We start from the raw sequence: 12366 nt of genomic DNA, 5'->3' as shown, positions 1-12366 counted from the left end.
ACCCGTCTCCCCGTTCGGGGGCGCGAGCTCCCCTCGAGCAGCGGCGCCGGAGCACCGCCGGCGAGAGCCGCTACGCGGCGCGATTCTAGGTTTTTTCACCCTCATCGGGAGCGCGATCTTCCTGGAATCGGATCGTCGTGGAGGCCGCGGGCGTCTTCCAGGTCGTCAGGCGGGCTTGTGAGTTTTCAGGTGAAGGCCCGTCGCGTGGCCGTTCGATCGCTCGAGTACCGTGCGCAGCGGGATGCCACGTCGCCGCGCGTGGGGCACGCGGCCGAAGTCGTCGTGGCGGGTCCAGCGACGGTGCTTCCATTCTTCGCGGCTGATGTCCATCCGGAGGTGGCGTTGACACCACTGGGCGGCAAGATCGGCCAGCGTCTCCGGCGTAATCGGGGCGCCGCGCACGGTGAGGTCGCGGATCGGGTCGCTGCCGTAGTCGTCGGCGACGAGATCGCGGACACCCCACGACCCCTCCAGCTTGGGCATGCCGTGGTCGTCCTCCGCGCATTCCAGCCATAGAGCGGTGAAGTCCCCGGACAAGCCGGGAACCTGGATCCCGCACCAGACCTCATCGAGTGAGGCGTCGAAGGTGGTGTCGGCCGGTCGTACGTCCGTGTCCCACTCGGCCGCGCGTAGCCTCAGACGCGCCACGAACGCGCCGAGGAAGGCGCTCATCACCGGGGACTCCTCGTTCGAGAACCACTCTTGCTCAGCCACCCGCCGATTATGCGTCACTCCCAAGGACCTGCTGGGTACAGCTCCTTCACGAGTACCGCGTGCCGGGGGGTGAAGGACGTGATGACGTGCGAGTCAGCGCCGTGGCGTTCGATCGCGCCGCCGCCGATGAAGAGCACGCTCTGCGAGTTGTCGTTGATCCATTTCGGTTCGTAGGCGTCGGCGTCTCGAAGGACCGTCTCGAAGACCGTCCTCCCCTTGCCGATGACTGCACCAAGTGCCCGGAACGTGTCCTTCCCGAAGTCGATCGCGCTGTCCAGCTTGAGAGCTTTGAGCGCTGCGGTTTCCGCCCACCGCAGGATCTCGAGCTCCGGCCGTCGGCTCAGTTCTCGTTCCGCGGCCGCGATCGTCCGGAGCTGGTAACGGCCCCCGAGCACATCGATGATGGGCCAGAATTCGGCATCAGCCAGGGGCTTCAAGCCCGTGGCGTTTCGCTGATCGGTCACGTCGCTCAGTCTGGATGACCGGGAGGTGATTCGCGACGGGCGGCAACCCTTCACGAGGGCGACGACAGGCGGCGAGACGGCCCGTCAGGGGAGACCCTTTCATGCTTCCCGGCGTCCCCGCACCGGGGTCGCGAGCGCCGCGGGTGTAGTGGCCGATTGGGAGGCGCAGGGCCGCTGTGGCAGGGCTACTGTGAGCCTCGGAACGAAGGAGTACACGTGCCCGTGTGGATGAAGAGACACCCCGTCTGTGTGGGCGCGTTCCTCGGAGGCATCGTCGCGACCCTCTACAGCGCCCCTTTCGTCTCCTTGCTGTTCCCGTACAACGACTTCAGCGATGGGAACCAGATCGCCATTGGCGTCGTCGGTTTTGTCGGTTTCTTCATCGTGACAGTCATCCTGGGGGCGATTGTGGGCACCTACGGCGCAGTCGGTGCACTCGCGAGCCGAGCGGTCGTCCGCCGCGCCTGCCGCCGGCTGACCGTCACGCGCGAGTCGATCGGGGCCGCTCTTGGTAGCTCTATCGCGGTCAGCGTTCCGCTGCTTCCTGCGGGCCTCACCGAACCGACGTACATCCCCGCGTTCGGGTTCGTTCCGCTCCCGGCCTTCCTCGTCGCCGGGATCATCGCAGGTGGTGCCGCCTACGCCGTCAATCGCGGACAGATCCGACCGCAGTCGATCTGAGTTCAGCGCCGAAGGCATCGAGCAGCCGGTCAGGTCGGTGAACGGTGCGGGCCAGCCTGTGAGGGGCTAACCCCTCACGCTCCCCGAGGGAGTGCGGCTTCAGTGGAAGTTGAGCGTGGAAGGCGCAGGTGCCTTCCACGACTCCCCCTGGTACGAGCGCGGGTCGTGAGCCTCGCGTGGCGGCTCCCCGAACGGATCCGTCGGCAGCGCCGCCGGCGCTGTAGTGAACTTCGCGCGGAGCAATGCGGCGATGGATCGAATGCGGTAGATCACGGCGTTCATGTCGTTCTCCCGTTCGGGGTGATCAAGCGTCACCTGCCCGAAGCCTATCGACGTCGTTTCTCCGGCGGGGCGCGAGCTCCGCACGCGCAGCGGTGACGGAACACCGCCGGCGGGAGCCGCTACGCGGCGCGTTTCTAGGTTTTCTTCACCTCTCCGCGGTTTCAACCTATCTCGCTCCATCGGCTGCGTGCCACCGATCCCGGACGCGCCCTCCGGGCTTGTTTCGCCCGTGATCGGCGTCACTCCGCCGACTCCACTCAATTGGTTTTCACTCGCCGGAGAGGCAAAGAAAAACGATCAGGAAGAGACAAAGGACAAGCCCCGCAACCGGGGTGCGGGACCACAGAGCCTGCCGTCTTGATGATTACACACCGATTGAGGAGAAACCATCGTGACTATCACCACCGGAACCGGGACCGTTCAGCACATCGACCCGACCGTCCTCGTGATCGAGGCGAACGTCCGCACCAGCGCCCCGCTGACGAAGGACTTCATCGCGTCGATCCGCGAGAACGGCGTCATCACCCCGGTCCTCGCCCGCCGCGACGAGCGCGGCAACGTCATCGTCCGCGCCGGACAGCGCCGCACCCTCGCCGCCCGCGAGGCCGGAGTCGCCACCATCCCCGTCTACGTCGTGGAGGGCGACGAGACGACCGCCGACCGGATCGTTCAGCAGATCATCGAGAACGACCAGCGCGCCGAGCTGAGCGTCGCGGACCGCACCGCCGCGTGGGCGCAGCTCGCGTTCGAGGGCGTGTCCGCCGCAGCGATCGCCAAGCGCACCGGCACCAAGACCGATGCGGTGAAGAAGGGGCTTGCGGTCGCGGAGTCCGCGACCGTCACGTCCGTTCTGCACGAGCACGAGCTGACCCTGGACCAGGCGGCGGTGCTGTTGGAGTTCGAGGACGACGCGGAGGCCCGCGCGACCCTGATCGAGGTCGCCACCCACGACCCGGCCCAGTTCGAGCACACCGCGCAGACCCTCCGCGACGAGGCCGCGCACCAGGCGCTCCTCGCGGCGACCGCCGCCGAGTACACCGGCAACGGCTTCCAGGTCCTCACCCGCTCCGACGCTTACGGCGACCAGGCGACGTGGACGCCGGTGCGGCAGCTGCGCGGCGAGGACGGGAAGAGCGTCACTCCCGAGCAGGTCGCCGCCGCTCCCGGACGCGGAGTGCTCATCGACACCAGCTGGCGCGGAGAGGTCGAGGTCACGCTCCTGGTTCAGGATCCCACCGCCGCCGGATTCACCTACGCCTACGGAGCCCCCGAGCAGCCGCAGACCGAGGAGGAGGCCGAGGAGGAGCGGGCTGAGAAGTCCGCGGAGCGGAAGGTGCTCATCGCCAACAACAAGGCGTGGAACGCGGCCGAGAAGGTGCGCCGCGAGTGGATCGCGATCTTCCTCGCCCGCAAGACCCTCCCCAAGGACGCGGATCGCATCATCGCCCTCGGTCTCACCGCTCACCGGTTCGCGGTGTCCTCCGGGATGAGCAACGGCAGCGACCTCGCGCACGCGCTGCTGCGCATCGAGCGCCCCTCCGGCTACCGCGCCGACGCTCTCGCGGCGCTGATCGAGGCGAACCCCGCGAAGGCCCGCCTGGTCGCGCTGGCCGTCGTCCTCGAAGGCCAGGAGGCGCACACGAGCAAGGAGTCCTGGCGCCGCGGCGACGAGCGCACGGCCGAGCACTTCCGCCAGCTCGCGGCCTGGGGATACGCGCTCTCCCCGGTCGAGCAGGTCGTCACCGGCGACAGCACCCCCGCCGACGCCGCAGGGCTCAGCTAGCCCCTCCGGCGGGGACCGGCTCGAGCCGGTCCCCGCCCCCTCCTCTCCTCTCACTGCTGCACAGGAAGGCCCGACCATGACCACCACGACCATCGCACCCCGCCCCGCCCACCGCTTCGACCCGTACCAGGACGACCCGACGCTGCGAGCAGCCGAGGTCGCCGTCGACGCCGCGGCCGCGTCCGGCGACGCCGACGCGACCGCCGCCGCAGCGCGAGCGCTGATCGTCGCCGCGGCCGCCTACGGCTGGCCCACCGCGACCGCCCTCGTCTTCAAGTACGAAACGACCGGCCCCATCGCCCACGTCTGGGGACTGTGGAAAGTCCTCGACGCCGACCGGCAGGTGCTGCGCGAATGGGACGAGGAGCCCGGCGACATGACGGACGAGTCCGAGGAGGAGCTGATCGCCCTCGACCTCATCAGCAACCGCCGCGCGACCCTCGACTACACCGACTTCGGAAAGCCCATCGGCTCCACGACCCTGATCCTCCACACGCTCACCCTCTGAGCGCGCGCCGCGGGCCGACCCGAAACGGGCCGGCCCGCACGAGGGGGAGAACCCCCTCAACCCCCCGGCCACGCACCCGCATCATGCCTGTGCTCTCACCGGTGGCTAGGCTACGGACGCGAAAACCGCAGTGATGGCAGAGAGGCACCCTTTGTGACGACCGGGCCGAAAGTGTCGATCGGAGCCGGAGTCACTGGACTCCTGATCTGGTTCTTCGAGCTCTACGGCCAGGTCCGCAACGGCACCGAGACCTGTTACGCCTGGTACGGCGTTCTCTTTCCCGGCGTGGAGACGACGACTCGAGCAGAAGCCTCGATGTGGCCGGTCGGCCTCAGATGCACCTATTCGCGCCTGGCCTCAGGTGACGTCCTAGCCGTGATCGATCCGAGTTGGTTCCAGACAGCGCTGCTGACCGTGTCGTTGGCGCTGATCATCGGCGGCCTCGTCTATGCCATCCGCCCCCAAACCGCTCCGGCCAAATCTGACGCGTAACGACCCCTACGCCCCCGACCGGGCCGGCCCGCATGAGAGGGAGAAGCCCCTCGACCCCCGGACCTCGCATAGCAGCAGCACGGCCAGTGTCATGACCGGATGCGACGATGGACGCGCTCGCACCCGTCGCGACCGCCGGCCGTCGCGCCTCATCAGACAGGACACCCACGATGAAGCTCTACCCCGACGTGATCAGCACCCTCCGCGCCCAGGAAATCGACCCCGACGAATGGGCACGCGAGCACGGCTCGCCCTCCGCCGCAGAGTGGGCCGGCGATGAGTGCGGCTGCGACGATGACCGCTGCATCGGCCACCACCACGACGAGCACGAGGACTGCGGCTGCTTCCCCGCGATGCTCGAGCAGCACTTCGCCCAGGAGAAGGCTTGCGGCTACAAGACCCTGAAGTGGCGCACCACTCCCGTCCGCGTCGTCGTCTCAGCCGAATCCGACCTGGAGGACTTCGGGCTCCTCGACCTCGCCGACCAGGACCAGATCGACCTCTCCGCCGCCACCGACGTCGACACCGCGGCGATGCTGCAGGAGCACACCACCGCCGAAGAGACAGCCCGGATCGCAGCGATCGCCGCCGAAATGTCCGACCCGGAGCAGGTGCGCGCCGAGCACTACGACCAGCTCGGTGAGATTCACCAGGCGGTCCTCGACCGTGCCAGGGATGCAGGCGACCCCCGCTACGACGTCTATTACGCGACGGAACGGCTCTCCCGCGCCATCACTGAGGTCTGGGACCGCGACGTCGCCGCGTACCAGGACGCTTACCTCGCCGTCATCCGCGACACTCTCACCGCTCGGGGACTCACGACCGGTGTCGAGGTCGTCGCCTTCGCTGACCGCGACACCGGGATCTACGACGAAGACCTCGCGGACGACCTTCGCGACGTCGCCCTGCTCGCCACGCCCCTGCCCGTCATCGGAGCCCCCGGGGAAGAGCGCAAGATCACGGTCGACGCGCTGCGCGCCGCCGGCCTCAGCTACATCGAGCGCGCCCGCGCCGTAGTGTCCGGTGAGGCTGCGCCCGAGTAGCGATCAGCGGCGAGGCCGCGGCTTGTACTTCTTCCCCGCCCGGATGTTCCGGTTCTCGATGACGCCGACGACCGCCAGGCCGGCGGCCACGGCGACGATCAGCACCCACCCGAGCACGTTGAACCACTCACCGGTGAATGCGGCATAGGTCTGCTCGCCGGCGATCGCGAAGAGCATCAGCGAAAACCCAAACCACACCATGCCATTGGAAATCAGCGCAGCACGAACGGTCTTGGTGCGACGCTTGGCCATAAGGTCAGTCTGCCACCGGCACCTGAGCGCGTCCACGAGATCCCGACGCCCGACCCACCGATAGGTCGAACCGATGACCATGCGCGACTAGCTGCGTCCCATTAGGCTCGGATCAACACCGAGGCACGCCGCGCGGACGACACTGAGAACGCTCGCCTGCTCGCCGCGCGACTCGCCTGGAAATTCAACGAAGCAACTGAGCTTATTGATAGAACTCGCGTGGTGGTCGGCCGACCTATTGGAGACGTCATGGCCGCGATGATTCAGCCCCGCCAGCTCGCCAACTCGCCCCTGGTTCGGCAGAAGGAGATTGCGCCGAGTACGCTGTAGCGTCGCATTCCGAACCGGCACGCACATGCGAGAGTCACTGGCTCTAAACCATTGGCAATGTTATCCTTCCCGTCGTGCGGACGGTGCCTTCGCTCCGGGTGAGCCCCTAAGCATTCCGACGCCTCGCGAGCTGTTGACCGTTCGCGTCTACATCGACCCTGGCAGGACCACCGCGACCTTCACCCCGGGCGAACTACTCGAGCTGACTTAGGCGGCCGAGTAGTTAACTACAGCATCAAGCTCACCGATGCCGACGGCGCCACGGGCAGGCGCTTAGGCGTTCACCTTCGAGAGCAAAAGACGAAAGCCTCAGTCTTGGGCCTTGAGATCACCGCCAAAGCGGGACACAGGCGCGAGCGCACTTTAGCTTCGCCGGGGACGCGCACCATCAATTACTCGAAGTCGTCCAGCGGGACTACGAACATCGGCGGCGTCGTGTCGATCTGCACGTCCGGAGCGGCCGCTGTCAAGGCCTTATTAAACTTCCTAAATCCACCCCAATCCCACTTTCCACTAATTTTCAAATCCTTAGCCACCAGTTCGGCAAGGATATGCATCGCCATCGGTTCAGTGAGTTCTTTTACTCTCGTGGAGATTGCAGCCAGTACGGCGGCTTTATCTACCGATGCCGCACCGTCTAACATTTGAGCAGAAGGTGACTGAATAATTGCGGGGAGTAGGATACCTCCCTTTTCGGGCAAAATTCTGCTATCTGGAAGCGCCACTAGCAGTGCCGATTTGAAAGTTTTGAATCCGCCCCAGTTCAGAGCATCCTCTGCTGGAAGCTGGTCTCGCACACGAGCTGCTAGCTGAGCTAGCAATGTCGGAGACGTCAAGGACAAAGCAGCATCTCGTATTTCACGGCTTACTCGGTCCTTTCTACTTTCTTTGCTGGTCTCTAGCCCACCCAGGGCAAGCGCCTCTGCTGCCCAATTATCAGCCACCGTCGAAAAACGTCTTGACAACTTCTCAGCGTCCCGGACTAGCTCGGACCCGGCGATATTGGGAAGGGCCAGACGGTAATCTGCATATGAAGCAGACCAATCCACGATTATTTGCTGAACGTCACCCTGAGAACGGCTGATTTCGAAAGATTTTGATAGGGCAGAAAGGAGATCGAGTGTTGCTGAGAGCTTAGCGAATCGGGACACCAATGTGGACCGCGCATTCTTCGCTGCAGCCGCAAACTCAGCATTGCCTCGAAGGTAGTACTCCTCCCACCCAGGCTCTTGACGGTCTGCGAGAAACTCGGCTTTGCTGAGCAGATTCACGGCAAGCGTATTCCGAGTGAAGTCATCGTCGTGGACCTCAACCGCTTGTTGAGCGTACGAGACCGCGGGGTCCAAATTGCCTGAAATGCGTGCGTAGATCGACCGCTGTTCCCAATAGCGAGCGTTCCAGTCGCCATATTGTGGACGAATTCGCTGGAATAGGTAGTCGATATCCGTTGTTGGGTAGATGCCGTGCAGGAGTTTAGCGCCCATCAAATGACGAACGAGTGCAGAGCCGCGCGTCCGATCCCCATAGCTCCCACGCGGAAGAAGGGCCGCAAGACCAACGAGCATGTCTGCGAGCGAGGTCAAGAAGCCCTCCCCGCCAGACTTGCGAATCAAAGAGTCAACCGCCTGAAGGCGATGACGAGCGAAGAGCATGTCTTCATCGACTTCAATGAGAGCGCCAAGGTGATCGCTGTCGCTTACTGCTGAGATGATTGACCCGGCCGAAGTATTCAGAGCAAACGCGGCCTCCGTTAGTGAGACTTCGGCGCCTCCATGCTTCGCGAGCGCGACGAGTATTACAAGATCACGATGCCACTTCGTGTCGAGTCTCCGGATTTCTTGATCGAGACGTGCCCGAAAACCGGCCGCGTTTTCGATCTCGCTCATCGAGCTGAATATATCGCGATTGTTGAAATGAGCAATTTGTTGCGACGGCGAGAGTGTATTCAGTAGCTCTACGCGACCCTCTCGCTTGAGGACGCGCACTACCTCACGGGCATCTTTCGTTGATCGGCGCAATGCAACATTGTCGACGGAAACAGAGTAGACACTAGGAGAAAGATGATCTTCAATCAGGCTTGCGCTCGAGGGCCTATCGCCAAGCGCGATATACAACTTCACATCTGGATCCTCGTTTGCTAGTGCCGCTAGGCGATCGACATCATCAGTGAATGCGTAGCCGCCGTCAATGAATAGCACAATTGGCCCAGCGCCACGGCACATATCGAGGACGAGCTGCGGACTGAACCGAACAGATCGGTTGAAGCGAAATGCCCGAATCCCAAGCTTCGCAACTTCGACTGCGATGGAGTAGAGGCCGGCGGTGACTCCAGCTAGGCGTCGAACGTAGAGCACCCGGACGAATACGTTCTCTGTTTCGTCAACGGCCCACTGCGCAATATGATGCACGACGCTTGTTGTCCATTCGAAGGGTGCGATGAAGTTAGAACAAGCGTCACTCCAAAGAGGTTCGCTTCCAGTGAAAATGTCATGACTTGAAGGCGGCGGGACGACTCGGTCAGTCCTAAGCTCGTCAATTTGCGGGAGATTGATTGCGACGTCTGCGTAGAGCAACCTGCGATTATCAGGGTCGAGACCGAATAGATCTGACCATTCGTCAATCCACGCGTCGGCCTTGCCTTGATATATAATGTATCCGGCACTGGTCAGGTCGAACGCATTTTCGGGAGAGATGAAAGGATCAACGATTATAGAAGGAGCAGCGCTCCGTGGCCTCGCGTTAAGGACAAGGGATTCTATATCTGTATCGTCTAGAATTCGTGCGCCCACAATAACAACGGGCTCGCTCGATAGTACCCCACGCAGAACTTTATGCCACACGCCATGCGCCTCCGCTGCGGCGTGATATTCACTAAGGCTAAAAATTAGCGGGCTTGGACTTTTTGTAGCTATCGAACCATGCAGGTGTATGATTTCGGGGCCTTTAGCTTCCATGTATTCGTCCACCCAGTTAATACTAGTAAGACTTGCTCGTTTTCTTCTGTCCGACAAAGCATATGCGCGCTCGAATGCGTCATCGATGTTCAGGGTCCATGTACGACGCCATGGCATTGAGGCTATCTCGGTAAACCACGCTTCATGGTTGGCTCGATGAAAAATGGTCTTCAAGAATCGCCAGACGTTATCAGCGCCATCTGCTTGAATGGCGCGCTGGTAAGCACGTTCCAAGCGTGTTCCATCGGAGATGGGTGCGTGCGGATACTTCTTCTGTAGAAGTCCCACAAGTTTTTTAGCATCAGGAACTGAGCCATTTGCCGTTTTTGCTCCAATGCTCGCACCGGCCCCAAGCAGAAGCTGGTAGTGGCCTGAGCGCGCAGCGTTTCGGGCGTGTACGAAGCGGTCACCTAGCGCGTCGGTGAGTGTCAATCTGGCTCCTGCTTCGTGAGTGGTCGGGGAGGTGCTTTGCCGATCTGATCATTGCACTGAACACGCTCGGGTCGGTGTAGCGCTCGCTGTCACACGCCCATCTTTCGGTAGCCGGCGAGGGGGTGGGCTGCGAAGCGGAGACCGCTTCGACTCTTGCGGCTCGATACGTAGCCGTTGGCGCAGCCGTGGGCCGGAGACGCCTCCAAATCGGGCTTGACTGCGGCGCCGCTCGATTGGAGGGAACGAGAAACCTCGTGTGTCGCTAGCAAGATGTGGTTTCGGGAGTGCTTGGTGGTCGGTGCTGACCGCGCGGGGTGGGATGAGAAGGATTTTCGTAGTCAGCGACAGCGGGAAGGGGTCACGATCGGTCGATTGCGTGCAGGACGTACTCCACCTCGTCGCGCTCTTGCACTCAACCCTCGATACGTGTCGAGAAGCATTAGCTTTCTGAGACAACCAGTCAGGAGCACGTCCTAGCTCGGTCTCGACCGGAACGGCGGCCCTCTCACTGTCTCAACAACTTGTCTTGGCGTACTTCGTCTCAGGAGGGTGCTCGCAGAGACTTTCCGAGTCAGACTGAGCTCGTGAGGCTTCTCGGTTATACGCGTGTGAGTACGTCGAGTCAGGATGCGCAGTTGCAGGTCGACGCGCTCGTCGCGGCCGGCGTGCGGAAGCGCCATGTGTTCGCTGATGTAACGTCAGGTAGCAAGACCGCGATTGAACGCCGCGGGATGAAGAAGCTGCTCGAGTACGCCGAAGACGGGGACACCGTCGTCGTCTGGAGGGTCGACCGCCTCGGCCGGTCATTGATCGACGTGCTCAACACGGTGAACCTGCTGCGTGAGCGAGGTGTTCAGGTGCGGTCGATCTCGGACGGCATCGACCCGTCGACGTCGACTGGCCGGCTGATGCTGAACATGCTCGCCACACTCGCGGAATACGAGCGGGAACTCATCGTCGAACGCGTCAACGCTGGTATCGCCGCCGCACGTGCGAACGGAACGCGCTTCGGCCGTCCCCTATCGGATCCTGCGGTGGTCGCGGACAAGCTCGCGATCGCCGCGGACGCGCGAGCGCGTGGGCGCACTGCTGAGGATGCTGCTCGTCTCGTCGGGTGGAGTCGTGCCTCGCTGTATCGCCATCAAGCGGACGCCGCTCGCCGCGCAGTTGCGGGAGAGCAGGCAGCGTCCCAATAGGGGATGGCTGAACGGGGCGCTCTTCAGCGCTGCCGCCGCGTGTCTCAGTGGTTGCGTTCCTGGCGTGGTGCGGTTGGTTCACTTCTCCCAGGTGAACAGAAGCTCTCCGGCGTTCTGGGCCGCGGCCGGGAGTAGGACGGCGAGTTCGATCGCGATGATCGCGGCTGCTACGAGCCAGGTCCAGCCGAGCACGCGGGACCCTGAGCGCAGACACCGCCATCCCTGTGCAACGAAGCCAAGGGCCGCGATGCCGACGCAGACGACACCTGACCATCGAGCGAAGGCGGTCATCTGCGTGTCGAGCACTGCGCCACCCCACGCGATCATCGAGGCAACGACGGCCAGGCCGACTGCGGCGAGCCAGAGGACGAACGCAGCGAATTCGAGCCGGTCTCGCGGCGGCGGCGCTTGGTAGGGGTGTTCTTCATTGAACCGCGCGCGATAGTGCTCGACCAGAGCGAGCAGCTCGAGGGCTTCTTGGGGAAGATCGCGAGACGGCAGGGAGAGGAAGTCGGGCAGATCGTGATCGCGAAGGCCTGCCCCTGCCAGCAGGCGAGCAGCCCTGTCTCGCTCGAAGTCCGTAGTCTCGCCATCCAAAGCGAGTCCCCAGCGTCCTGCTTGATCGGGAGCGCCGAGTTCGCGGTATCTCGCGATCAGCGCGAGCCGCACCGCCGGATCGGAGGGGGAGCGGCGTACCTGAGCCTTCAAGAGTTCAAGAGCAGCCGCTCGGCGGCCCGCTTGCCATAGCTGGTCAGCGCGCTCTACCGTCGCCGCTTCGTCCATGAGCACATCGTTGCACCTTGCTCTCGCTCGGCCCGGACGTAAACCCCAAGCCCATCGTCCCGTTTGGGGATGGTTCTCCGGTACACGCGCACGCAGCAGAACCGGCCGCGGGATCCCGCGGCGAGCAGTGTCCCGACAACCCCGCCCGATGAAGAGTCCCGCTGAGGCACCCCACCCGGGACGGTACTCGTGGCGACCCGACGAAGGCGAGCTGCTCAGAGGCTCCGCTGCCTGTGTGCTCCGCCCGTCCGTGACGGCGACGTGTTCCGGCGGAACGACGCCCTCGGCGACCTGCGGAAAGACGCCCTCGGCGACCTCCGGGTCGGGCCGCGGCCGTCGCTCGCCGAGACCGAGACGGCGCTCGGCATCGAAAGCGATCTCGGCGACCCTCCCTCCGCCCGGCCGCCCGGCCGTTCGAGCAGCGGAGGAGCGCCCTCCGTCCCGTGGTGAAC

12 protein-coding genes are annotated in these 12366 nt (G+C 63.7%); 6 read left to right on the top strand and 6 right to left on the bottom strand.

What is annotated here, in order from left to right; translation table 11 throughout:
* Positions 1-165: 165 nt before the first annotated feature.
* Both C5B93_RS03570 and C5B93_RS03565 read right to left on the bottom strand, forming a co-directional pair.
* The gene (locus C5B93_RS03570) at positions 166-714 is read right to left on the bottom strand and encodes a hypothetical protein (protein ID WP_146078431.1); all 549 of its coding nucleotides are present in this window, start codon (positions 712-714) and stop codon (positions 166-168) included.
* Between the two features lie 14 nt (positions 715-728).
* Positions 729-1178, bottom strand: coding sequence for a hypothetical protein (locus C5B93_RS03565; protein ID WP_104291793.1), 450 nt, complete (start codon positions 1176-1178; stop codon positions 729-731).
* Positions 1179-1394: 216 nt separating this feature from the next.
* Here C5B93_RS03565 and C5B93_RS03560 point away from each other — a divergent pair, with 216 nt between their 5' ends.
* Complete coding sequence (locus C5B93_RS03560; RefSeq protein WP_104291792.1) at positions 1395-1859, top strand: hypothetical protein; 465 nt, start codon at positions 1395-1397, stop codon at positions 1857-1859.
* 99 nt (positions 1860-1958) lie between these two features.
* On the opposite strand, the gene C5B93_RS16890 is transcribed toward C5B93_RS03560, so the two are convergent.
* The gene (locus tag C5B93_RS16890) at positions 1959-2174 is read right to left on the bottom strand and encodes a hypothetical protein (RefSeq protein ID WP_146078430.1); all 216 of its coding nucleotides are present in this window, start codon (positions 2172-2174) and stop codon (positions 1959-1961) included.
* A gap of 358 nt (positions 2175-2532) precedes the next feature.
* Here C5B93_RS16890 and C5B93_RS03555 point away from each other — a divergent pair, with 358 nt between their 5' ends.
* The 4 genes from C5B93_RS03555 (at position 2533) to C5B93_RS03540 (ending at position 5967) form a co-directional block, all read left to right on the top strand.
* On the top strand, positions 2533-3924 hold the full coding sequence (locus C5B93_RS03555) for a ParB/RepB/Spo0J family partition protein (protein WP_181068315.1): 1392 nt from the start codon (positions 2533-2535) through the stop codon (positions 3922-3924).
* Between the two features lie 76 nt (positions 3925-4000).
* On the top strand, positions 4001-4432 hold the full coding sequence (locus C5B93_RS03550; RefSeq protein ID WP_104291790.1) for a hypothetical protein: 432 nt from the start codon (positions 4001-4003) through the stop codon (positions 4430-4432).
* Positions 4433-4585: 153 nt separating this feature from the next.
* Entirely contained in the window at positions 4586-4924 is a 339-nt protein-coding gene (locus tag C5B93_RS03545) for a hypothetical protein (protein ID WP_146078429.1), read from the top strand.
* A gap of 170 nt (positions 4925-5094) precedes the next feature.
* The gene (locus tag C5B93_RS03540; protein ID WP_104291788.1) at positions 5095-5967 is read left to right on the top strand and encodes a hypothetical protein; all 873 of its coding nucleotides are present in this window, start codon (positions 5095-5097) and stop codon (positions 5965-5967) included.
* Between the two features lie 3 nt (positions 5968-5970).
* On the opposite strand, the gene C5B93_RS16885 is transcribed toward C5B93_RS03540, so the two are convergent.
* Complete coding sequence (locus tag C5B93_RS16885) at positions 5971-6219, bottom strand: hypothetical protein (RefSeq protein ID WP_146078428.1); 249 nt, start codon at positions 6217-6219, stop codon at positions 5971-5973.
* Between the two features lie 722 nt (positions 6220-6941).
* The gene (locus C5B93_RS03535) at positions 6942-9935 is read right to left on the bottom strand and encodes an SIR2 family protein (RefSeq protein WP_146078427.1); all 2994 of its coding nucleotides are present in this window, start codon (positions 9933-9935) and stop codon (positions 6942-6944) included.
* A 584-nt stretch (positions 9936-10519) separates the two neighbouring features.
* Here C5B93_RS03535 and C5B93_RS03530 point away from each other — a divergent pair.
* Positions 10520-11131 carry a recombinase family protein gene (locus tag C5B93_RS03530; protein WP_104291787.1) on the top strand — a complete coding sequence of 204 codons (612 nt, stop codon included), beginning with the start codon at positions 10520-10522 and terminating at the stop codon, positions 11129-11131.
* Positions 11132-11209: 78 nt separating this feature from the next.
* On the opposite strand, the gene C5B93_RS16880 is transcribed toward C5B93_RS03530, so the two are convergent.
* Positions 11210-11914: a hypothetical protein gene (locus tag C5B93_RS16880; RefSeq protein ID WP_146078426.1), complete on the bottom strand. Its 705-nt coding sequence runs from the start codon at positions 11912-11914 to the stop codon at positions 11210-11212.
* Positions 11915-12366 lie beyond the last annotated feature (452 nt).

It is taken from the genome of Rathayibacter sp. AY1A2, from assembly GCF_002930935.1.
In the GTDB taxonomy this organism is placed as follows: domain Bacteria; phylum Actinomycetota; class Actinomycetes; order Actinomycetales; family Microbacteriaceae; genus Rathayibacter.
This window is presented reverse-complemented; position numbering and strand designations above follow the sequence as displayed.

What these genes read in the sequence shown, in the direction of transcription:
- C5B93_RS03540 (WP_104291788.1), top strand. Translation starts at nt 5,095, where the DNA reads ATGAAGCTCTACCCCGACGTGATCAGCACCCTCCGCGCCCAGGAAATC.
- C5B93_RS16885 (WP_146078428.1), bottom strand. Translation starts at nt 6,219, where the DNA reads ATGGCCAAGCGTCGCACCAAGACCGTTCGTGCTGCGCTGATTTCCAAT.
- C5B93_RS16880 (WP_146078426.1), bottom strand. Translation starts at nt 11,914, where the DNA reads ATGGACGAAGCGGCGACGGTAGAGCGCGCTGACCAGCTATGGCAAGCG.
- C5B93_RS03550 (WP_104291790.1), top strand. Translation starts at nt 4,001, where the DNA reads ATGACCACCACGACCATCGCACCCCGCCCCGCCCACCGCTTCGACCCG.